Source organism: [Zimmermannella] alba NBRC 15616 (assembly GCF_001570905.1).
Classification (GTDB): domain Bacteria; phylum Actinomycetota; class Actinomycetes; order Actinomycetales; family Microbacteriaceae; genus Pseudoclavibacter; species Pseudoclavibacter albus.
The window spans coordinates 61,986-83,981 of the sequence record NZ_BCSO01000011.1; the positions used below are offsets into that span (position 1 = coordinate 61,986).

Consider the following 21,996-nt stretch of genomic DNA (forward strand, 5'->3'; position numbering starts at 1 on the left):
GATTTCACCGGTGTCGGATGCGGAGGCTGCCCCTGCGGGCTCGGAGGCTAGGCGTTCACACGGATAAGCGGCAGGAAGCGTGCGACCTCGTCCGCGCGTGTCCCCGAGGCATGAATCCGCCCTGCCTCGACGAGCTCGTGCCACGTCTCGATGCCGCACGCGATCGCGACCCAGCTCGAAGCGTCCATCTCCACAACGTTCGGCGGCGTGCCGCGGGTGTGGCCAGGACCCTCAATGCACTGCACGGCACCAAAGGGCGGGATGCGCACCTCAACGCTCGCACCCGGGGCGCGATCGCTCAGCGCCTGCAGCAGATATCGAACTGCAGTAGCACGCGTGGTTCGAGACAGCGCCGAGGTATCCGCCTTCTCGCCCACAACGGCGGCGAACTCGCGCGCCGTCTGGAGTCCTACCGCCTCATCAATTCGCGCTCGAGCCATATCCCAAATTGTGACATGAGTGCCCCTCAGGCGGCTGTCGCCGGTATTCTGCAAGGCGTGAAGATCCTTGTGCTCGGTTCCGGTGCCCGTGAACACGCCCTCGTTGCTGCGCTTGCCCAGGAGGGCACGCACGAGCTCATCTGCGCCCCGGGAAACCCGGGCATTGAGCAGCTCGCGACGACCATCCGCGTTGACGCCAACAAGCCCCAGCTCGTCGCTGACTTTGCTGAGGAAGAGCGCGTTGAGCTCGTCGTGATCGGCCCCGAGGCTCCTCTCGTGGCCGGTGTCGCCGACGAGCTGCGTCGCCGAGGCATTCCCGTGTTTGGCCCGAACCAGGAGCCAGCAAAGCTCGAAGGGTCGAAGACCTTCGCGAAGCAGGTCATGCAGCGCGCTGGCGTGCCGACCGGTGGCGCGCAACTGTGCACGACGATGGAAGAAGTTGAGCGCACGCTCGACCAGTTCGGCGCCCCGTACGTGGTGAAGGCGGACGGCCTCGCCTCCGGCAAGGGTGTGCTCGTCACCGAGGACCGCCAGGCTGCGCTCATCCACGCAGACACCTGGATCCCGGCTGGCCCCATCCTCATCGAGGAATTCCTCGACGGTCTCGAGGTCTCGCAGTTCGTTATTAGCGACGGCGAGACGACGCGCGCGCTGCCTCCGGCGCAGGACTTCAAGCGCATCGGCGACGGCGACACCGGCCCGAACACTGGCGGCATGGGCGCGTACTCGCCGGTGCCGTTCCTCAACGAGCGATTCGGCTCGCAGCAGGCCTTCTCGGAGGAGGTTGTCCGCACGGTTGCGCAGCCGATCATCGACGAGCTTCGCGCAAACGGCCAGCCGTTCCAGGGCCTGCTCTACTGCGGCCTCATCGTGACGGCTGACGGTATGCGCGTCATCGAGTTCAACGCCCGCTTCGGCGACCCGGAGACGCAGGTCGTCCTCCCCCGCCTCGACATGCCGCTCTCGGAGCTCCTCTACGCCTCGGCCACCGGCACGCTCGCGGACACCCCGAACCCGCTCCCGATCAAGCAGAACGCAGCGGTGACGCTCGTGCTCGCGTCGGAGGGCTACCCGGACGCCGTCCAGTCGGGCCGCCCGCTGCAGGGCCTCGAGGATGCTGAGGCAATCGAGGGCGTGCACGTCATGCACGCCGCAACCGGTGACGCTGGCGAGGGTGAGGGCCTTCGCGCAACCGGCGGCCGCGTCCTCAACGTTGTTGCCGAGGGTGCGACGCTCACCGCGGCTCGCACGCGCGCGTACGAGGGTATGGCGAAGATCTCGCTCGAGGGCGGCCAGTTCCGTCGCGACATTGCTGAGCGCGCCGCCGCAGACGCCGAGCGCCAGGCGAAGGCCTAAGCCATGTCGGAGTCGGGATCGGGATTCGGTCAGAGCGCCGTCACGAAGGACGCTGCCCCGGAGCTTCCGGGCTGGCGTCACGTCTACACGGGCAAGGTCCGTGAGGTCTACGAGGGTGCGGATGACGCATCCGTGCTCCTCGTCGTCGCAAGCGACCGTGTAAGCGCCTTCGACCACATCCTCTCCCCCGCGATCCCGGGCAAGGGTGCGATGCTCACGCGCCTCACCCGCTTCTGGCTCGCGAAGCTTGCGGATGGACTCGGCATCCCGAACCACCTCCGTGAGCCCGAGGGCTGGGATGCTGAACTCCCCGCCGACATTGCGGCCCGATCGATGCGGGTTGCCCGCCTCAACATGCTCCAGATCGAGTGCGTCGTGCGCGGCTACCTCACGGGTTCGGGCTTTAAGGAGTACCAGCAGCAGGGCACGGTGTGCGGCATCGAGCTCCCCGAGGGCCTTCAGGACGGCGACAAGCTGCCGGAGCCGCTCTACACGCCGGCGTTCAAGGCCGAGCAGGGCGAGCACGACGAAAACATTTCCTTCGAGCGCACGGTTGAGCTCGTGGGCACGGAGCAGGCCGAGGCGCTGCGCAAGCACTCGCTCGAGCTCTTCGCGCAGGCGTCCGCTGTGGCAGAGGCGCGCGGGCTCATCCTCGCGGACACGAAGCTCGAGTTCGGTCTCGACCCGGCAACGGGTGAGCTGATGCTCGCCGACGAGGTGCTCACGAGCGACTCCTCGCGCTACTGGGACGGCCACGTCTACGCCGACACCTCGCTGCCGATGGCGGAGCGTCTCGCGTCCTTCGACAAGCAGATCGTGCGCAACTGGCTCAAGGAGCACTGGGATGGCGAAGGCGTGCCGCCGGAGCTCCCCGCACACATCGTCGAGGCCGTGCAGGCCCGCTACGCCGAGCTGTTCGAGCGGCTCGGGGTTTAGCGCGGCCGCTCGACCCGGTTCGACCGCGTCAAAAATGCACGCTCAGCGTCGCATCCCCTTCCTGAGGAGGGGATAGACCGCTGAGCGTGCATTTTTGCGCGAGAAGTGACTCAGCTACGCGCCGTGGGTCTCTTCCTCGACCGTTTCGCGTTCGAGTGTCGGGAGCGGCTCGTTCCACCCCTGGATGACGGCCCACGCCACCGCCGTGAGCGGCACGGAGAGCAGCGTGCCGATGATGCCGCCGAGAACCGTACCGACGGTGAGGGCGAGGAGCACGACAAGTTCGTGCAGCTTGAGTGAACGACCGAGCAGCACCGGTGCGAGGAAGTTTCCCTCGAGCTGGTTCACGGCGATCACTATGCCGACGACGATCATCGCCTCGACCGGGCCGTTCGTCACGAGCGTCACGAGCGCGGCGATGACGCCGGCGAGCACGGCGCCGACCACCGGGATGAATGCGCAGATGAAGACGACGACCGCGAGCGGGAAGGCGAGCGGGACACCCACGATTGCAAGACCGATGCCGATAAACACGGCGTCCACGAGCGCCACGGTTGCGGTGCCACGTACGTAGCCGCCCATGACGGCCACCGCGCGGCGGCCAACGAGCTGCAGGCGTTCACGCTGCGGTCCGACGCTGCGCCCGATGAGGAAATTCCACATCTGCGGGCCGTCCTTCATGAAGAAGAACAGGACGACGAGGAAGAGCACAAGCGAGGTCGCGAGATCGCCCGCAACCGAGAGGCCCGCGCTCACACCGTGCGCGGCGCTCGCACCAGCTTCCTTCGTGAAGACGAGGCCCTTGACCTGCTCAATCCAGGTGTTCACCTGGGCTTCGTCGATGACGAGCCCGAATTGCGATTGCGCCCAGCTGATGAGCGCGATGACGCCTTCGTTGGCCTTCTTCGAGAGGTCCGCCCACTGCTGTTCAACTGCGAGCACGACGAGCGTGATCGCTCCACCGAGCAGGACAACTACCGACAGGAGCACCGTCACCGCGGCGAGTACATTCGGCCACTTGCGGCGGGTGAGGAAGCGGATGATCGGCCAGGTCGAGCTCGCCACGATGAGGGCGAGGAGCACCGGGATGACGACGATCGACACCTTCACGAGGCCGAAGATGACGAGGCTCGCGAGGACGAGCAGGATGAGGCTCTGAAGTGCACGCAGCGAGGTGCGTCCGAACGCGTCGGTCCAGAGCAGAGCCACCGCGGCCGGCCGTGTGCCGCGGCCTTCGTCGGGGCCAGCGTTTTCGTCGCGAGCGGTCGCGGCGACGACGTCGTGCTGCGCTTCACGTCGCGTGGCGTGCTCGGCGGCTGCCGTCTCGGGCTGTTCGCGCGTGATCGGACGCTGCTTCTTGAGGTGGTCTTCGTGGTGCTGTTCGTGGTGTTCCTGCGTCGTCGGCGTCGCGTTCGAGTCGCCGCCCGCGGGCGCGTGCGTCGCGTCGTCGTGCTCCGAAACGCGTGATTCCGCGTGCTTCGTGCGGGCCTTCGTACGGAAGGGCAGTTTCATCGGGCTCCTCGTCACAGCGTGTGGATTGCCTTGGGCGGCGGGGCGTCATCCATGCACAGGGCACGCCACGGTCATCCATTGACAGACTCGACCATGCTAGGCGGCTTCGCCCAGTAGACTCATCCACGTCCCGTTCTCGCACCGACAGGAGTGCTGTTCATGCCGAAGATCGTCGTCCAGGTCATGCCGAAGCAGGAACTGCTCGACCCGCAGGGAAAGGCAGTTGCTGGAGCACTCTCGCGCCTCGGCAAGAGCCACTTCAACGACGTCCGCGTCGGCAAGCGTTTCGAGATCACGACCGACCGCGAAATCTCGGGCGAGATCATGGAAGAAGTCGCTCACATCGCCGACGAGCTCCTCGCCAACGGTGTCATCGAGGACGTCATCTCAATCGATGTGCTTCCGGAGGACGCTGAGGGCACCGAGGTCGACGAGCTTGAAGGAGCCGAAGCGTAATGCGCGTCGGCGTCATCACCTTCCCGGGTTCGCTCGACGACCGCGACGCGCAGCGCGCCGTCCGCCTCGCCGGTGGCGAAGCGGTCGCACTCTGGCACGGCAACCACGATCTTGAGGACGTCGACGCGATCGTCCTCCCCGGCGGCTTCAGCTACGGCGACTACCTCCGCTGCGGCGCCATCGCAAGCCACTCCCCGATCATGCGCGAAGTCGTCGACGCAGCTGGCAAGGGCATGCCCGTCCTCGGTATCTGCAACGGCTTCCAGATGCTCACCGAGGCACACCTCCTGCCAGGTGGCCTCATCCGCAACGACCACGGCTCGTTCATTTGCCGCGACCAGAAACTCCGCGTCGAGAACACCGACACGGCCTGGACGCACGGCTACGAGAAGGGCCAGGAGATCGTCATCCCGCTCAAGAACGGCGAGGGCGGCTTCATCGCAGATGATGAGACGCTCGCCCGCATCGAGGGTGAGGGCCAGGTGGCCTTCCGCTACGTGGACGTCAACCCGAACGGTTCGCGCAACAACATTGCTGGCCTCACGAACGAGCGCGGCAATGTGGTCGGCCTCATGCCGCACCCGGAGCACGCGGTCGAGCTCGGCTTTGGCCCGGACACCGAGAAGCGCATGAAGTCGGGCGTCGACGGTCTCACGATGTTTGAGAGCGTGCTGCAGGCACTCGTTGGCCGCGCCTAGTTTTCATGACACGGCAGTGGGGCTCTCCGAGATTTCGGGGAGCCTCACTTCGTTGCTGAGGAGCTGATCGAGTAGGCCCGAAGGGTCGTATCGAAATCGCGACCGCCTCAGCTGCGAGCTCCGACCACCTCAGCGTGGCACTAGTACCACTGCTCCCGGCTCTTCACCAGAGTCACTCGACCCACAAGCGGCTCAACCACGTGCCACGCTCGATAGCGGCCTGTGATCGGCAGTTCGACGGTCTCCATGAAGGACAGCGTCTCCTTGCTGAATCCACGTTTGAACGTGCCAAGACCCGACATCGGCCCATCCTGCGGACCGTTTGGGTCAGGAATATTGCCGAGTTCGTAGCTGCGGAATCCATCCCGCTGCAGCTCTTCCGCAATCCGCACATGCAACAGATGCGGTGCGTTGCTCTTCGAACCGGTGCGCACCGAGCCGCCGTCCTTGTACCAGGCGCGATCACCAAACGTTGCCACGAATGCGCTCGCGACGACGTCTCCCTCTTCGCGCACGCAGTAGAACCGTCCCTGCCCAGCGGCGCACAGCTCATTCCACGTCGCCCGCAAATAGCGCTCGGAGTGGAAGTAGGCGCCGGAGCGACCCTTCGTCACGGCGACAAGATCCAGCATCCGCCGCTTCGCCGACTCATCCGCCTCGAGACGTTCGACGACAATGTCCTGTTCCGAGGCGCGGCGGACGAGATTACGGGTTCGCTTCTTCAAGCGGGCCCAAATGTCGTCCGGAGTTCCAGCAAGATCGATCTCGACGGCGTGGCGGTACTGCGTCCCGCGTGCAGTCTGCCACCCCTCGGATGCGAGCGCGGCGGCAAGTTCGTCATCATCCGGCTGAAACAGCTCGAGTTTCACGCCGAAGCTCTTCTCCATCTTGCGGAAGGCCGCCGAGAGCACCGGCACATCGTCCACTGCAATACCGTTCACACGAGGCACGTGGATGAGCTGGCCAAGCCCCGGCACTGAGCGGCGATAGGTCCGCACAACCAGGCTCCGCCCATTCGCAAGCGGCAACTCGACGAGCTCGGATGACCAGCCAAACTCCTCCTTCACCTTCGCCCAAGCGGCTGACTGGATGAAATGAGGGCGGTCTTGGCTCGCCAGCACACGAGCGTCCTCCTGCGAAGCCTCCTGTGCGCCGCGTTCCGAACCGGTCTGATGCTCTGCCAACATGCTCTCCTCCCTAGCGAACCCGAGGCATGGATGCGGTCAAGCGCGAAGACTCGGTGGCATCCCGGGGGCGTCGGGCGCGGCGGTTTTGCGTCGCTGACCCCGTCGGTGGATCGGAGCCGCAGACGTCCCCCATGCTACTGACCGGCTGTCGATGCCCCGGACGGCCCGCCGCGCTCGGTAGGCTCGGGGCATCATGACTCCAAAGCGCGTCCTCCGTCTTGCCTCCCTCGCTGAAGCCATCACTTGGGCGTTGCTCATCATCGGGATGGTGTTGAAGTACGGCCCGACCCAGTGGCCGCTTGGCGTCTCGATCGCTGGTTCGCTCCACGGCGCAGCCTTTCTCACGTACCTGTACGTGGGGCTCGTGACGGGCATCAACCAGCGATTTGGCTGGGTCGAGTACCTGCTCGGCGGGCTGTCCTCGGTATTCCCGTTCGCGACGGTGCCGTATGACCTCGTGATGGAGCGTCGCGGCCGACTCGAGGGAGATTGGCGCACCGCGAGCGTCGAGTTCGGTGCCCGTAACGACGAGGGTTCGACGGCACACGCCCCGCTCGAACGATTCCTGCCGCTCGTGCGCTGGTCGAACTACCACCCCTTCACGATTACTTCCTTCGTGATGCTTGCCGCCGCGCTCATCCTCGCCGGCGCCCTCGACCAGCATTAGCCGCTCGCTACCCCGTGGCTGTTCTCCACTGCGCTCGAAAAGACGCGCGTCTAGCCGAATATGAGGAGTGCGCGAACGAGCGCGACAACGATTTCGAGCAGCACGAGGCCAAACCCGACGGCATGAACCGCGAGGTGTGGACGACGACGCCAGCACCACATCATGGTGAACACACTTGCGGCCAGTACTGAAGGGACAAGCGGGAGTAGGCCAACAATTGTGAGCAACCCACCGTAGTTTGGGCCATGGACAGGCCGTCCGAGATCGTCAAGCACCGGACTTCCACTCATGAACAGTGCATGTGCGAGATCTTGGCCAATGAGGTCCGCGCCAAACCAAGCGGGGACAAGTGCGACGACATATGCCGCGAGCGCCCACCAGGGACTGCCCCGTCGTGGTCGTTCAGTCGGTGTCGGGACGACAGGCGAGCTACTCATACAGGGTCTGCTCCAGCGCCTCGGTCGGCCCAGTATTCCAATGCGAGACCTCCCGCCCCTGCCCATCTATGAATGCCGGAGGGTTCATGATGCGATTGTGAGACCCCTGCATGTCAGTGGCGCCGGTTTGATCAGTGCATGTCCCATTGCTGGTCACCACATAGTCAGATCGAAACTCCGTGGTGGAATACACACCATTGCGATCATCTGGGTTATACCCACTTCCACCATAGAGCACATTGAATTGCTGGGCCGGATTTAGCACATCATTGTCATACTGAATATTAGCGTACTGCGTTCCACCGCTTGGAGACCAATCCGGGACGCAATTGCTGCCAGAATAACTCACAACCACGTCGTATTCGATGCCAGCCACTTCGCTTGCGGTGATCACAGAATGGCCGAAGCTGTGGCCAACACCACTGAGTTTGGCATTCATCAGGTTCGGTTCACTCATCAGCACGCCGTCGGTAAACGACGCCACGTATTCGCCGGCATCCATCGCCACCTGCTCGTCATTCGCCCCATACCCCTCATGCTTCCCGCTCGGATTGGGAACTTGCACACCGGGGATTTCATCAGCCCATTGGTTGTTAACGTAAAGAAATGCGACAGTGTCTTCAGAATGTTGACTCAAGATCCAATCAATTGAGCCAAACGCACCTCGATTGCCATTACCACCGTAGGCAAAGTCATCCAGCGTGGTGTACGTTCCAGGCGCGTAGTTAATGACGTGTTCAGTAGCCTCGGACGGCACACCGATCATCTGAATCATTTCTTCGTTGTAGGGATCAAACCGAACGGCAACAATCGTTCCGTCGGCAACCTGTTGAACGACAGCCTGCGTCTGAGGCGTCAATTCCGGCATGCCGCTGGCAACAAGCTGCTCCGCTACACCTGATTGGCGTCAGCTCGATCGAGAAGCGGGATACCGTCCAGATTGCCAATCACGTCAGGATACTTTTCAATGAGCTCGTGACACTCATCCTCACTGAGGGAGGCCCACCAATCACGCTGCTCCTCGGGACTCGCATCTTTGATCCGATCAAGCTCGCCACTATCGCCCATGACGGTCTTTGGTGTTCCAGCCCCGGGGGCATTCGCTGTTCTCACTTCGCCCCCTCCCGCGCCCGCGGAGGCAGTGTCCTGCTCGGCCGCCTGGTGACGCAGCTCTTCCCCGAACAGCCGCAGACTACCCACAAGTTCGAGGATCGCGGGTGACACCTCGTCAACCCACTTCCCCTTGAAATCCGAGGCATCCTTGCCCAACCACACGACACCGACGATTTCGCGAGACACGTCACACTCAGCACGCTCACACACGCCGGCACAGTGTTCTCCGAGCACTCCGGCCGCTCGCAACTCATCGGTATTCGCACCAAGAATCAATGCATCCCCTAGGTCCACACCAGATTAATCGCTATCGATGCATCCGTCGATAGCTCTGCGCAAGCCCTGGGCAAGAGGAGGGTAAGGAGCGACGGTCCGCGCAAACCACCGGAACCGGGCGCGGCTAGACTCGAAGCGTCGTGCGCTCGGCGCGCTCATTCCCGCAAAAGGAGCTCTTTGTGACGACCCAGCACGTGCCTGACACCGTTGCCCACGCGAAGGCAACGCCGGACAAGCACCAGCCCTACGGGGCCCTCGGTTTGAAGGCCGACGAGTACGAGAAGCTTGTCGAGATCCTCGGCCGCCGCCCCACCTCGGGTGAGCTCGCCATGTACTCGGTCATGTGGTCAGAGCACTGCTCCTACAAGTCGTCGAAGAAGTACCTTCGCCAGTTCGGCCAGAAGGTCAACGACGAGATGAAGAAGCACCTCATGGTCGGCATGGGTGAGAACGCGGGCGTCATCGACGCTGGCGACGGCTGGGCGGTCACCTTCAAGGTCGAGTCGCACAACCACCCGAGCTACATCGAACCCTTCCAGGGCGCCGCGACCGGCGTTGGCGGCATCGTCCGCGACATCATCTCGATGGGTGCGCGCCCGGTTGCGGTCATGGATGCCCTCCGCTTTGGCCACATCGACGAGGCCGACACCGCGCGCGTCGTCCACGGCGTCGTCTCGGGCATCAGCTTCTACGGCAACTGCCTTGGCCTGCCGAACATCGGTGGCGAGACCTGGTTCGACCCCTGCTACCAGGCGAACCCGCTCGTGAACGCCCTCGCCGTCGGCGTCCTCCGCCACGAAGACCTCCACCTCGCGAACGCGAAGGGCACCGGCAACAAGGTCGTCCTCTTCGGTGCCCGCACGGGTGGCGACGGCATCGGTGGCGCCTCGATCCTTGCCTCTGACTCCTTCGACGACGGCGGCCCCACCAAGCGTCCCGCCGTCCAGGTCGGCGACCCGTTCGCCGAGAAGGTGCTCATTGAGTGCTGCCTCGAACTCTTCCGCGAGGGCGTCGTTGAGGGCATCCAGGACCTCGGCGCCGCCGGTATCTCGTGTGCGACGAGTGAGCTGGCTGCTGCCGGTGACGGCGGTATGGAGATCACGCTCGACGACGTCCTCCTGCGCGACCCGACGCTCACGGCTGAGGAGATCCTCATGTCGGAGTCGCAGGAGCGCATGATGGCGGTCGTCCACCCCTCGAAGCTCGACGCCTTCCTCGAGATCACGAAGAAGTGGGATGTCGAGACGAGCGTGCTCGGTGAGGTCACCGACACGGGCCGCCTCAAGATTTCGTGGCACGGCGAAGAGATCGTGGATGTCGACCCGCGCACGGTCGCGATCGACGGCCCCGTCTACGACCGCCCGGTCGCTCGCCCCGAGTGGATCGACGCTCTCCAGGCCGACTCCGCCTCGAAGTTCGAGCGCCCCGCTGACGGTGCCGCACTGCGTGAGCAGTTCATCAAGATCCTGGGTTCGCCGAATCTCGCCGACCCGCAGTGGGTGACCGACCGTTACGACCGCTACGTGCTCGGTAACACCGCGTTCTCGTACCCCGAGGATGCCGGCATGGTCCGCATCGACGACTCCACCTCGCGTGGTTTCGCCGTCTCGCTCGACTGCAACAGCCGCTTCGCACAGCTCGACCCGGCCACGGGCGCCAAGCTCGCCCTCGCCGAGGCATACCGCAACGTCGCCGCCACCGGTGCCACCCCGGCTGCCGTCTCGGACTGCCTCAACTTCGGTTCGCCCGAAAACCCCGAGGTCATGTGGCAATTCTCGGAAGCCGTGGCCGGTCTCGCTGACGGCTGCCTCGAGCTGTCGATCCCGGTGACCGGCGGCAACGTCTCGTTCTACAACCAGACCGGCGACACCCCCATCCACCCGACTCCCGTCGTTGCCGTGCTCGGCCTCATCGACGACGTCGCGGGTCGCGTGCCCTCGGGCTGGCAGGATGAGGGCCTCAACCTCTACCTCCTCGGTGACACGAAGGAGGAGCTCGACGGTTCGGTCTGGGCGGATGTCATCCACGGCCACCTCGGTGGCCGTCCGCCGCAGGTTGACCTCGAGCGTGAGAAGGCTCTCGCCGACCTCGTCATCGGTGCTGGCAAGCAGGGCCTCCTCGCCGCCGCGCACGACCTCTCGGAGGGTGGCCTCGCGGCTGCCGTCGCCGAGGGCTGCGCACGCTTCGGCGTTGGTGCCCGTATCGTCCTTTCGGAGCTCTGCCAGCGTGCCAGCCTCGACACGGCGACGGCGCTCTTCTCGGAGTCGGCTGGCCGCATGCTCGTGGCCGTGCCGCACGAGGAGGACGTGAAGTTCCAGTCGATGTGCGAAGCCCGCAACTTCCCGGTGCTCCGCGTCGGTGTCACGCTCGGCACGGGCGGCGACGCCTCGCTCGAGGTGCAGGACGCCTTCGAGGTGACGATTGCCGAGCTTCGCGCGGTGCGCGGCGCCACGCTCCCGAGCCGCTTCGGCAAGCTCGTCGACGAGCAGACGATCCCGGTCGAGGCGCAGTAGCGCCCCGACCCCGCGGGACCCGGACCCCGGTCTAGGATCCCGCCGCTTTTCTGCGCCAAATGGTTGGTGCGGTGCCAAATTTGGCACCGCACCAACCATTTGGCGCAGATTTGCCTGGGGTGGGAGGGAGGCGGCGGGGAGGAGGCGCGGCTACGCTTCGTGCGTGCCCTGCTCGGCAATCCGCTCGTGATGGCGGATGACCTCAGCAATGATGAAGTTGATGAAGGTCTCGGCGAATTCCGGGTCGAGGTCCGCCTCGACCGCGAGCGCCTTGAGGCGGGCGATTTGCCGCTCTTCACGCGCCGGGTCCGCCGGCGGAAGCCCGTGCTCCGCCTTCAAGCGTCCAACCGCCTGCGTGCACTTGAAGCGCTCAGCGAGCATGTGCACGAGAGCCGCGTCGATGTTGTCGATCGAGCCGCGGTAGTGGGCGAGGATCTCCTGCGCGTTCACCTCGCTCATTCCGGAGCACCACCCAGGACAGCTGCGGTGCCCGAGAGGCCGAGGCGGCTTGCGCCCGCGTTGATCATGGCGACGGCGGTCTCGTAGTCGCGGATGCCACCCGAGGCCTTCACACCGAGACGGTCGCCAACCGACTCGCGCATGAGCTTGACGGCTTCGACGCTCGCGCCGCCGGCCGGGTGGAAGCCGGTCGAGGTCTTCACGAAGTCGGCACCAGCGGCCTCCGAGGCCTTGCAGGCGGCGACGATTTCGTCATCCGTGAGCGCAGCCGACTCGATGATGACCTTGAGGATGACGGGCTTCGGCGCAGCAGCGCGCACCTGCTCGATGTCCTGCTGGACGAGGTCGGCACGGCCAGCCTTGAGCTGGGCGATGTCGATGACCATGTCGATCTCTTCGGCACCCTCGGCAACCGAGCGGGCGGCCTCGACGGCCTTCACGCCGGGGTGGTGCTTGCCGGAAGGGAAACCGCACACGGTGGCGATGTGGATGTCGCCCTTCTCACCCTCGACGGGGAGCATCGACGGCGAGACGCAGATCGAATAGGTGCCAAGCACCTTCGCCTCCTCGAGGAGCGCGCTCACCTGCTCGGGCGTCGCGTCCGTCTTCAGGAGCGTGTGGTCGACGTACTTGGCGAGCTCGCTGCGGGTGAGCTTGGTGGCGTCGGTCGCGGTCATGTTGGGCTCCTTGTGGTCACGCGGTATCGCGGGGCTGCATATGCAGCGGTGGGTGCGCTTCGAGCGCGGGATGCCATCCCCACACAGTTGTGGCGAGGGCTCGTGGATGATCGGGAACGAACACGCCCCACGTCACCTCGAGGGCGACGCGGGGCGCATGGTGCGGCACGTCGCTACGGGATGACGTTGATCGTCACGTCGACGTTACCGCGCGTGGCGTGCGAATACGGGCAAATCTCGTCGTGCGCCTTCGTCGCAACGGCCTTCGTGTCGGCCTCGCTGAGGTTCGGGGCGTGGACGTCGTGCGTCACGGCGATCTCGAAGCCGCCCGCGGCGCGCTTGCCGAGCGAGACAGACGTCGACACTTGCGCGTCGGTCGTGTCATTCTCGAGTTCCTTGCCTGCGGCATGGAAGGCGCCGAGGAAGCAGGCTGCGTAGCCAGCGGCGAAGAGCTGCTCGGGGTTGAGGCCTTCGCCGGAGCCGCCGAGTTCCTTCGGCGGGCGCGTGGCGGTGTCGAGGCGGTCGTCCTCGGTGCGGACGTGGCCGTCGCGGCCGCCACCCGAGGCGTGGGCAAGTGCGGTGTAGAGAGCTTCCATGGCTTGAGCCTGGCAGCCGGAGGTGAAAGCTCGCTGACCATCACCGGACGGATTCCGAAGTCACAACATCCCCTCGTATGGCCACAGAGTTGGGCGGGGTTTTGGGGATGAAATTCCCGCCCTGACGTGGGAGAACGTCCTCGGAGCGCGCGCCTCCCCGCACCGTCGACACGGCGCTCATCCTTACGGATGACATGAGTCCCTCGCGCGGTAGATGAACAACAATCTCAACTTCGAGACACTTGTTGCACACGTTCGGTTCACGTGGTGAACCGTCGTCCGAGACCCGCCGGCCTAGCCGGTGTCGTCAACACAGCAGCGAGCCTGCGACGAGCGTTGTCGGGGGACCATGCTTCCGCGCCCTGCTGTGGTGACGACGTTCGGGGACATGCGGGCACCGACGCCGGGGAGGTCGGTGCCCGTTTCTCGTGCGCCCGCCGTTCCCGTTTCTCGCGCACCCCTTGTACTGTCAGCAGCGCTCGGACGTGCTCGCGCCAAACCGTGCACCGACATACCCCGCGTCCCCGCACTGTTCTGCACCAAATGGTTCGTGCGGTGCCAAATGTGGCAACGCACGAACCATTTGGCGCAGATTTTCGGAGGGTAGAGGGTAGAGGGTAGAGGGTAGAGGGTAGAGGGGCGACAGCAGACGCAGCGGCAGGGCTCGGCTGGAAGACAGGAGACTACTCGTCGCCGCCCAGCAGGTCGTGGCGCTGAATGATCTCGTCGCGGGCAGGACCGACGCCGATCGCCGAGATGCGGGCGCCGATCATCCTCTCGATCGCGAGCACGTAGTCCTGCGCGTTCTGCGGCAGCTCCTCGAAGGTGCGGCACTTCGAGATGTCTTCCGTCCAGCCCGGGAACTCTTCGTAGATGGGCTTCGCGTGGTGGAAGTCCGACTGCGAGACCGGCATCTCGTCAAAACGCTGACCGTCGACGTCGTAGGCGACACACATCGGCACCTTCTCGAGGTCGGAGAGGACGTCGAGCTTCGTCATGACGAAGTCGGTGATGCCGTTGATGCGGGTCGTGTACTTCGCGATCGGCACGTCGAACCAACCGGTACGACGCGGGCGACCGGTGGTGACACCGAACTCGCCACCGCGCGTGCGCAGCAGCTCGCCCCACTCGTCGTCGAGCTCCGTCGGGAAGGGGCCCGAGCCAACGCGCGTGATGTACGACTTCACGATGCCGATGACACGGTCGATCTGACGTGGCGAGACCCCCGAACCCGAGGCTGCGCCAGCGGCGGTGCAGGTCGAGGAGGTGACGAAGGGGTAGGTGCCGTGGTCGACGTCGAGCATCGTTGCCTGGCCAGCCTCAAAGACGACGGTCTTGCCTGCCTCGAGCGCCTCGTACACCTCGAGGCCCGTGTCGCCGACCATCGGACGCAGGCGCTCTGCCTTGGCGAGGAGCGAGTCGACGATCTCATCCACCGTGATCGCGCGACGGTTGTACACCTTCACGAGCAGGTGGTTCTTCTGGAAGAGCGAGGCTTCGACCTTCTGGCGCAGGATGTTCTCGTCGTAGAGGTCCTGGATGCGAAGGCCGACGCGGTTGATCTTGTCGGCGTAGGCCGGGCCAATGCCACGACCGGTCGTGCCGATCTGGCGCTTGCCGAGGAAGCGCTCGGTGACCTTGTCGAGCGTCTTGTGGTAGTTCGTGATGATGTGGGCGTTCGCCGAAACGCGCAGCTTCGAGGTGTCGATGCCGCGCTCTTCGAGGTGGTCGATCTCTTCGAAGAGAACGTCGAGGTCGATGACGACGCCGTTGCCGATAACCGGGGTCACACCGGGCGTGAGGATGCCGGAGGGCAGCAGGTGCAGCGCGTACTTCTCGTCGCCGATGACGACGGTGTGGCCCGCGTTGTTGCCGCCGTTGAACTTGACGACGTAATCGATGCCGCGGTCGCCGAGGAGGTCGGTCGCCTTACCCTTGCCCTCGTCGCCCCACTGGCCGCCGATGATCGCTACGCCTGGCATGTGTCTACTCCGTGTTCAGTGTGCTGTGCGCGATGATGCCGCGTCACGCTCGCGGGCGCCGGGATGGCGCGGATGGTGGTCTAGTTCGTCTCGGCTGGCTTGACCGCGCGCGCAATCTCGTCGATGGCGCTCGGGTCGGAGTCGTTGAGGAGTTCAGCAAGTCGCTCCGGTTCGCCCGCTTCGCCGATGAGCGCGGCCGCCCGACTGAGGGCAGCGAAGGCGCGCAGCACGCCGCGGTTCGGCTCGTGCGCCCACGGCACCGGGCCCTGTCCGCGCCATCCGGCCTTACGGAGTGCGTCGAGGCCGCGGTGGTACCCGACGCGGGCGGCGGCGTAAAACTCGAGGGGGCTCGCGCTCTGCTCGAGTGCTTCAGCAAGAGCGGCCCAGGCGAGCGAGGAGCTGGGGTGCGCAATCACGACGGCTTCGAGCACTTCGCGCTGGCCGCGAGCGTCGTCGAGGGCTGCGCGGACCTCAGGCTCGGCAGCGAGCCGGGTCTCGGGGATGCCGAGGAGATTGTGCGGGTTCACCAGGCCATCGTACCGGCAGGCCCACTGAGAAGACAGGGGCCGCCCCGGAGTTGCCGTTGCTGGCGTGACCAGATTTGGGAGTACAACGACTATCCCAGCTATAGAGCGGGATGCCAGCTATATTCCCAAATCTGGTCAGGCCGTTACGGGCGAGAACGGCACGAGCAGCATCATGAGTGCGTCGACGACCTCGTCGCGCGATCGCTCCGGTTCAAACACAAGCCACTCGAGACCCGACGTCAGCACTGCCCCGAGGCTCGAGCTGGCGAGAAGCAACGAACGGGCATCGTCAAGGTCGGGGCGGGCCGCCGCGAGCGCCGTACTGAAGAGTTGAGCGAGCGAGTCACGGAAGGTGCCGACTGACTCTGACCAATTGCGGTCGGAGCGGAAGATCTCGGCCACAAGGAGTTTCGCGAGGGCAGGCTGCGCTTGCAGACGGACGAGCACCTCCCCGATGAGCACGCGCAGGCTGTCTTGACCGTCCGCACATCCGTCGAGCGCCTCCTGAAGTGCGGGCACGAGGTCGTGCTGGACCTTGGCGAAGAGCGCCCCAAACAGCTCGTTCTTGCTCGTGAAGTTGTAGTAGAGGGAACCCTTGGAGACGCCGGCGAACTGGGCGATGTCATCCATGCTCGTCGCCGAGATGCCGCGGCTTGCGGCGAGTTCTGCAGCGGCAGCCAGGATCGCCTCCCGGCTGCGGTTGGGTCGGGCCATGATCGTCCTCTCGTTCCACTCAGCGTATCATTCTTGTACCGACCAGTCAGTTCAGTTATTCTTGGCTGTCCGCCTGACACGCTCCGCCCAGAGCAGATGCCAGCCCGACGGCATCCACCCCGCAACCCCATGAAAGAAGCACCATGCGCGCAACCCTGCACCAGGTCTCGAAAGGCCGACACGGTGAGATCCTCGCGCCCACGAGCTGCATCCTGGAAAGCGGCAAGATCACGGTCGTCGGCAGTGACACCGACCAGGGCCCGAGCGTGCTCTCGCTCATCCTGGCCGGGCGGATGCGGGTGAACCACGGCTCGATCCACCTCGAGGGTGGGCACTCTCGCCGCCGCCTTCGCCGCGTCGCCGCACTCATCGACACCCCGGCCGTGTGCGAGCCCGCCCCGACCGTGCGCCTGCGCAACGTCGTCTCGGAGGAACTCCTCTTCGCCCGCCACCTCTCGACACCGCTCGCCGCCCAGCGCTGGCTCGACGATCACAGCTTCGAGGAGTATGCGGGGCGCCCGATGATGAATGTGCCCGCTATGGCACGCCTCAAGGTGCTCACCGAGCTCGCGCTTGAGCGTCCTGGCATCGAACTCATCGTGTGGACGACGCCCGAACGTCACGGCGCAGACCTTCACGAGATGCTCGAGTACGCGAAGAGCGTGACCGATCGCGGCTACGCCCTCGCGATGGTCTGCGGCACGACGACCGAACGGCTCGCGCTCGACGCACTCGCGCACGCAGACACCCACCCAAAGCACCTTGCCGAGCTGGCAGCGGCCCCTTCCCCTTCTTCCCAGGCCGGCTCCTCCAGCTTCGAACAGCTCGTCTACGAACCGTTCGCCCCCAATGACGCTCACGAACCGGCGCCTGAACAGCCGGCCAACCTCAACGCTCCCAAGGAGCACACGGCATGATCACTCGCACCTTCCGCCCCCTCGACATCCCCGGCCTCATCCGCCAAGAGCTCGCACGCTTGACCTCGACGCCGCTCGGCATCCTCGCGCTCATCGCGCTCATGTGCGTGCCGCTGCTCTACGGCGGTCTCTACCTGTGGGCCAACAACGACCCGCAGGGGAACATGAACCAGCTCGACGTGGCGCTCGTCGTCGAAGACCAGGGCACGACCGCGGACGACGGCTCCCCCATCAACCACGGTGAGCAGATCGCGGATGGGCTCATCGAAGACGGCAGCTTCGGGTGGCAGCTCGTCGACCGCGACGCCGCGACGAATGGCGTCGAGAACGGCACCTTCGCGTTCGCGGTCATCCTTCCCGACACCTTCTCGACCGAGCTCGAATCGGGCGGCACCGAGCATCCGGAGAAGGCGCGCATCGAGCTCCACACGAACGATGCGAGCAACGCGATCGGCACGACGGCGGGCCAGCGCGCGATGGAACAACTCCGTGCGAAGATCGCCTCCGAAGTGAGCGACACCGCGGCGCTTCGCATGCTTGACGGTCTCGCCGAGGTCCGCGGCGGCCTCAGCGACGCCGCTGACGGTTCGGCGAAGCTCGAGGACGGCACGCAGCAGGCGGTGGATGGCAGCACGAAGCTCGAAGAGGGTGCAACGACGCTGCACGAGAAGCTCGGTGAGCTCTCGGACGGCGCCGACCAGCTCTCCTCCGGGACGACGCAGCTCTCGGATGGCCTCGCGCAGCTCCACGAGGCGACGAGCACGCTCCCCGACAATGCGCAGCGTCTCGCGGACGGCGCCCGACAGGTCGCCGATGGCAACGCCCAGATCGCGACGAAGGCGGATGAGGTCGGCGCCGCCACGCAGAACCTCGAAAACGACCTGCCGACGCTGCGCGCAACCTTCGAGTCCGACCTCCGCGCCGCGGGCCTCACCGAGGAGGAAGTACAGGCCGCACTCAAGGCAGTCGCCCCGCTCGAGAGCCGCGTCACGGAGGCGAACACCACGATCCAGAGCAAGGTGTCGGATCTCGACCGTCTCGCGGACGGCGCTGACCAGGTCGCCGATGGTGCCGAGACGCTCGCCGCGAACGCTCCCGCCCTCGCGGACGGGATTGCGCAGGCGGATGCTGGCGCTGACGAGCTCGAGAAGGGTGCGGGCCGACTGGCCGACGGCGCCGGCCAGCTCGAGGACGGCGCGGGGCAACTCAAGGACGGCGTGACGGAGCTTCACACTGGCCTCACGACGATTCACGACGGCCAGGTGCAGCTCCACGACGGACTCGTGGAGGGACGCGACAAGATCCCAGCCTCCAGTCAGGAGCTCCGCGACGGCCAGGCCAACACCATTGCCGACCCGGTGCGCGTGGAGGAGATTTCCCGCGCGAAGGCCGCCAGCTACGGTGCCGGGCTCGCTCCGTTCTTCTCGACGCTCGCGGCGTGGATCGGTATCTACGCGCTCTTCCTCATCGTCAAGCCGTTCTCGCGTCGCGCCGCGACCGCCATGTGGTCGCCGCTGCGCGTGACCCTCGCGGGCTGGGCGACACCGGCGCTCCTTGGCACCTGCCAGATGCTCATGCTCTTCGCGATCCTCACGGGGCTCGTCGGCTTCCACTTCGTGTATCCGCTCGCGACCCTGCTCGTCATGCTCCTCGCCTCGGCGACCTTCGCAGCGATCATCATGGCGCTCAATGTGTGGCTGGGCTCGGTGGGCCAGTTCATTGGACTCGTGCTCATGGTGCTGCAGCTCGTGACGGCGGGTGGCACCTTCCCGTGGCAGACGCTGCCGGCGCCGCTGAATGTCGTCCACCATGTCTTGCCGATGTCGTGGGCGGTGGAGGCGCTGCGGCAAACAATGCTCGGCGGCAACATGATGCTTGCGAGCGGGATGTCGGCGCTCCTGCTCGGACTCCTGGGGGCAGCGCTCGCCGCCTCGGCACTTGGCATTACGCGCGTCACGAGCACGCAGGTCATGCGCGACCTCGCGCCAAGTCTCATCGGGTAGCCGCAGCTGAGGTGATCGAGTTGCGCGCAGTACGCATCAAGATTGCGGCGCAGCGGGGAAATACCGACGCTTGCGTCAAATACCGATAGTTATCGTCGGTATTTGAGGCGGATGTCGGTATTTGAGGATGGAGCTGCCCAGGCCTGTGGTCTCGATACACGCCCTTCGGGCGCACTCGACCACCTCAACTGCGCATGACAAAGGGCCGCCTGCGAAGCAATCGCTTCGGCAGGCGGCCCTTCGGGTTCGTGAACTAACCCTGGTTGTCGCCCTCGGCGGGGGTCTCCTCAGCCGGAGTCTCTTCACCGTCGGCGGGTTTGTCGCCCTCACCGGCGGCGCCCGGCTCGAAGCGCTCAACACGGAGCACGCACTTGAGATTGTCCTCAGCGAGCGGAATCTCCGTCGACCACTTCTCCGAAGCACCCGCCTCGATCGCCTTCACATCGACCTGCTGGAGAGCACGCGTGTCGGTGTCGCTCAGGAGCGACACGTAGATGCGGTACTCACGCGAGGCCTCCGCGGAGTTGGTGACCGTGCCACCAATCTTCCACACGTCACCCGCGCGCTCGCACTGCTCCGTCTTCACGTCGGTGGCGGCACCCTCATAGTTACTCGCCGTGCCCGGCATGTCCTGCACCTCAGTCACCGGGTCCGGCGCCGGGGTTCCGTTCGCAGCACTCTGCGAGTCGTCAGCCTTGCCCGAGCATCCGCTCAGTGCGAGTGCGAAGGCGGCTGATGCGGCGATCAGGGCCATGCGCTTGCGGTTGATCATGAGTGGTTCTCCTTGCGTCGGCGAGTCCAGGCAGTGAGCCCGAGTCCGAGAACGAGCATGCCGAACGCTGCAGCAAAGCTTGCCGTGAGTCCGTCAGCGCCAGTTCCGACCAGCGGGTTGCCAGGCTTCTCTGGGGTGGGTGCCGGGGTTACGGGCACCGGCGTCGGGCTCGGCGTCGGCGTCGGCGTCGGCATCACCGACACATCAGCGTCGTCGTCATCCGAGACCGGTGTCGTCGATCCAGTCTTGGGCGTGCCCGTGACCGTTGCAGCGTTGTGGACGGTGCCGCGGGCAACATCCTCAGCCGTGACCGTGTAGGTGGCGTGGCAGACGATGTGCTCGCCCGGGGTGAGTTCACCCTCGACGACAACCGTCGACCAGTCGACCTGGATCTCGCTGAGGCCCGGCATCGGGTCGCTCACGACAATGTCGGTGAGCGTCTTGTTACCGGTGTTCGTCACCGTGAAGGTGTACTCGATGACGTCGCCAGCAACGTCTGCCGTGCCGTCCTGAACACGTGCGTCCTTGACGATCTCGATGGCCGGGGCCGGCGGGAGCGGGACCGTGTCTGGATCCTCGTTCGTCACCTTGCCGCCCTTCGGGTCGTCACCGGTGACCTTGGCGAGGTTCTGGACGGAGCCAGCCTCAAGGTCAGCCTGCGTGAGGACGTAGTCTGCTTCGACCGTGCGCGCTTCGGTACTGCCGAGCGTGTCAACCGTGATCGACGAGGGGTCGGTCATCGGATCGGTCACGACAACATTCGTGAGCATCACGTTGCCGGTGTTCGTCACCGTGAAGGTGAAGCGGATCGTATCGCCAGCCGAGAGGATGCCGTCGCCGTTCGTGTCGATGGGAGCCGCGTGGCTCTTGTCGATCGTGATGGCTGGTGCCTGCGTGACCGGGACGGTCGCGCTGGCGGTCGGCGTGTTTGTCGCGTTCGGCGTCGTCGGAACCGGCACCGGGTTGCCCGGGGTCGGCTTGGACGGCTCGGTCTGGCCAGGCGTCGGCGTCGGGTAGACCGTCGGCGTCGGGCTGTCACCGGTGACGGTTGCCACATTGATGACGAGTCCGCGGTCGAGGTCTGCCTGCGTGAGCATGTAGCTCGTGCTCACCTGCTTCGTCTCTCCCGGTGCGAGCGTGCCCACCTCGGGGATTGCGCCAAGACCAGGCATCGTGTCGTTGACCGTAACGTTCGTCATCGTCACGTTGCCGGTGTTCGTCACCGTGAACGTGAAGGTGATGATGTCACCAACCTTCGAGCCATCGCCCTTGCTGTAGCTGCCGTCCTTGACGACACGCAGACCCGGCTGCTGGTCGTACGTCACGACGTCCGGATCCTTGTCCGTCACCGTGTCACCGTTCGGGGTTGCAGCTGTCACCGTTGCCACGTTCTGGATGGCACCAGCGTCGAGGTCGGCCTGCGTGAGCGTGTAGTCAGCCGAGACCGTCTTGACTTCACCCGGCTTGAGGTCGCCGACCACGATCGAGCTCGGGGCCGTCATCGGGTCGGACACGGTCACACCAGTGAGCGGCACGTTGCCGGTGTTCGACACCTGGAACGAGAAGGTGATCACGTCACCAGCCGAAACCTTGCCGTCGCCGTTCGTGTCAGCCGGAGCAGCGTGCGACTTGTCGATCTGGATCGCCGGCAGCTGCTTGACCGGCACCGTTGCGGTTGCCGTCGGCGTGTTCGAGCCATTCGGCGTCGTCGGGATCGGGACCGGCTGGCCCGGGGTGGGCTGAGCCGGGTCGGTCTGG

General features: G+C 65.4%; 21 protein-coding genes. 8 read left to right on the top strand and 13 right to left on the bottom strand.

The window, feature by feature from the left end:
- Positions 1-47 precede the first annotated feature (47 nt).
- Positions 48-440, bottom strand: a complete 393-nt coding sequence (locus tag ZAL01S_RS07890) for a sterol carrier family protein (protein WP_066081996.1) — start codon at positions 438-440, stop codon at positions 48-50.
- 57 nt (positions 441-497) lie between these two features.
- Here ZAL01S_RS07890 and purD point away from each other — a divergent pair, with 57 nt between their 5' ends.
- Together purD and ZAL01S_RS07900 are read left to right on the top strand one after the other, a co-directional pair.
- Entirely contained in the window at positions 498-1,796 is a 1,299-nt protein-coding gene (gene purD, locus ZAL01S_RS07895) for a phosphoribosylamine--glycine ligase (RefSeq protein WP_066082038.1), read from the top strand.
- Between the two features lie 3 nt (positions 1,797-1,799).
- The gene (locus tag ZAL01S_RS07900) at positions 1,800-2,732 is read left to right on the top strand and encodes a phosphoribosylaminoimidazolesuccinocarboxamide synthase (RefSeq protein ID WP_066081998.1); all 933 of its coding nucleotides are present in this window, start codon (positions 1,800-1,802) and stop codon (positions 2,730-2,732) included.
- A 114-nt stretch (positions 2,733-2,846) separates the two neighbouring features.
- Here the strand turns inward: ZAL01S_RS07900 and ZAL01S_RS07905 are convergent, their stop codons facing one another.
- Positions 2,847-4,244, bottom strand: coding sequence for an AI-2E family transporter (locus ZAL01S_RS07905; RefSeq protein WP_066082000.1), 1,398 nt, complete (start codon positions 4,242-4,244; stop codon positions 2,847-2,849).
- A gap of 159 nt (positions 4,245-4,403) precedes the next feature.
- Between ZAL01S_RS07905 and purS the strand changes: the two genes are divergently transcribed.
- Both purS and purQ read left to right on the top strand, forming a co-directional pair.
- Complete coding sequence (gene purS, locus ZAL01S_RS07910) at positions 4,404-4,700, top strand: phosphoribosylformylglycinamidine synthase subunit PurS (protein WP_066082002.1); 297 nt, start codon at positions 4,404-4,406, stop codon at positions 4,698-4,700.
- Positions 4,700-5,398 carry a phosphoribosylformylglycinamidine synthase subunit PurQ gene (gene purQ, locus ZAL01S_RS07915; protein WP_066082004.1) on the top strand — a complete coding sequence of 233 codons (699 nt, stop codon included), beginning with the start codon at positions 4,700-4,702 and terminating at the stop codon, positions 5,396-5,398. The genes purS and purQ overlap by 1 nt, the downstream gene beginning before the upstream one ends.
- Before the next feature lie 140 nt (positions 5,399-5,538).
- Here the strand turns inward: purQ and ZAL01S_RS07920 are convergent, their stop codons facing one another.
- Positions 5,539-6,585, bottom strand: a complete 1,047-nt coding sequence (locus ZAL01S_RS07920; RefSeq protein WP_066082005.1) for a lipid II:glycine glycyltransferase FemX — start codon at positions 6,583-6,585, stop codon at positions 5,539-5,541.
- A 193-nt stretch (positions 6,586-6,778) separates the two neighbouring features.
- On the opposite strand from ZAL01S_RS07920, the gene ZAL01S_RS07925 reads away from it, so the two are divergent.
- The gene (locus ZAL01S_RS07925; protein WP_066082007.1) at positions 6,779-7,252 is read left to right on the top strand and encodes a DUF3817 domain-containing protein; all 474 of its coding nucleotides are present in this window, start codon (positions 6,779-6,781) and stop codon (positions 7,250-7,252) included.
- Between the two features lie 429 nt (positions 7,253-7,681).
- Here ZAL01S_RS07925 and ZAL01S_RS07930 read toward each other — a convergent pair whose 3' ends face one another.
- The gene (locus tag ZAL01S_RS07930; RefSeq protein WP_066082008.1) at positions 7,682-8,557 is read right to left on the bottom strand and encodes a hypothetical protein; all 876 of its coding nucleotides are present in this window, start codon (positions 8,555-8,557) and stop codon (positions 7,682-7,684) included.
- Positions 8,558-8,580: 23 nt separating this feature from the next.
- A complete protein-coding gene (locus ZAL01S_RS07935; protein WP_159421650.1) occupies positions 8,581-8,988 on the bottom strand; it encodes a hypothetical protein in 408 nt (135 codons plus the stop codon).
- Between the two features lie 269 nt (positions 8,989-9,257).
- Between ZAL01S_RS07935 and purL the strand changes: the two genes are divergently transcribed.
- Positions 9,258-11,591, top strand: coding sequence for a phosphoribosylformylglycinamidine synthase subunit PurL (gene purL, locus ZAL01S_RS07940; protein WP_066082040.1), 2,334 nt, complete (start codon positions 9,258-9,260; stop codon positions 11,589-11,591).
- Positions 11,592-11,741: 150 nt separating this feature from the next.
- Here the strand turns inward: purL and ZAL01S_RS07945 are convergent, their stop codons facing one another.
- The 6 genes from ZAL01S_RS07945 to ZAL01S_RS07975 form a co-directional block, all read right to left on the bottom strand.
- Complete coding sequence (locus tag ZAL01S_RS07945; RefSeq protein WP_066082012.1) at positions 11,742-12,050, bottom strand: chorismate mutase; 309 nt, start codon at positions 12,048-12,050, stop codon at positions 11,742-11,744.
- Positions 12,047-12,727 carry a deoxyribose-phosphate aldolase gene (gene deoC / locus ZAL01S_RS07950; protein WP_066082014.1) on the bottom strand — a complete coding sequence of 227 codons (681 nt, stop codon included), beginning with the start codon at positions 12,725-12,727 and terminating at the stop codon, positions 12,047-12,049. Before deoC ends, ZAL01S_RS07945 begins: the two co-directional genes overlap by 4 nt.
- A 173-nt stretch (positions 12,728-12,900) precedes the next feature.
- Complete coding sequence (locus ZAL01S_RS07960; protein ID WP_066082018.1) at positions 12,901-13,323, bottom strand: organic hydroperoxide resistance protein; 423 nt, start codon at positions 13,321-13,323, stop codon at positions 12,901-12,903.
- A 683-nt stretch (positions 13,324-14,006) separates the two neighbouring features.
- Positions 14,007-15,305 carry an adenylosuccinate synthase gene (locus ZAL01S_RS07965; RefSeq protein ID WP_066082019.1) on the bottom strand — a complete coding sequence of 433 codons (1,299 nt, stop codon included), beginning with the start codon at positions 15,303-15,305 and terminating at the stop codon, positions 14,007-14,009.
- Positions 15,306-15,385: 80 nt separating this feature from the next.
- Positions 15,386-15,832, bottom strand: coding sequence for a DUF3151 domain-containing protein (locus tag ZAL01S_RS07970; protein WP_066082021.1), 447 nt, complete (start codon positions 15,830-15,832; stop codon positions 15,386-15,388).
- Between the two features lie 135 nt (positions 15,833-15,967).
- Positions 15,968-16,546 carry a TetR/AcrR family transcriptional regulator gene (locus ZAL01S_RS07975; RefSeq protein ID WP_066082022.1) on the bottom strand — a complete coding sequence of 193 codons (579 nt, stop codon included), beginning with the start codon at positions 16,544-16,546 and terminating at the stop codon, positions 15,968-15,970.
- A 143-nt stretch (positions 16,547-16,689) separates the two neighbouring features.
- Between ZAL01S_RS07975 and ZAL01S_RS07980 the strand changes: the two genes are divergently transcribed.
- Positions 16,690-17,463, top strand: coding sequence for a hypothetical protein (locus ZAL01S_RS07980; protein ID WP_066082024.1), 774 nt, complete (start codon positions 16,690-16,692; stop codon positions 17,461-17,463).
- Positions 17,460-19,466, top strand: coding sequence for a YhgE/Pip domain-containing protein (locus tag ZAL01S_RS07985; RefSeq protein WP_066082026.1), 2,007 nt, complete (start codon positions 17,460-17,462; stop codon positions 19,464-19,466). Before ZAL01S_RS07980 ends, ZAL01S_RS07985 begins: the two co-directional genes overlap by 4 nt.
- Positions 19,467-19,719: 253 nt before the next feature.
- Here the strand turns inward: ZAL01S_RS07985 and ZAL01S_RS07990 are convergent, their stop codons facing one another.
- Both ZAL01S_RS07990 and ZAL01S_RS07995 read right to left on the bottom strand, forming a co-directional pair.
- On the bottom strand, positions 19,720-20,238 hold the full coding sequence (locus ZAL01S_RS07990; RefSeq protein WP_066082028.1) for a hypothetical protein: 519 nt from the start codon (positions 20,236-20,238) through the stop codon (positions 19,720-19,722).
- Positions 20,235-21,996 (bottom strand): DUF7507 domain-containing protein (locus tag ZAL01S_RS07995; RefSeq protein WP_159421651.1); only part of this gene is annotated, 1,762 nt, incomplete at its 5' end. The genes ZAL01S_RS07995 and ZAL01S_RS07990, both read right to left, overlap by 4 nt.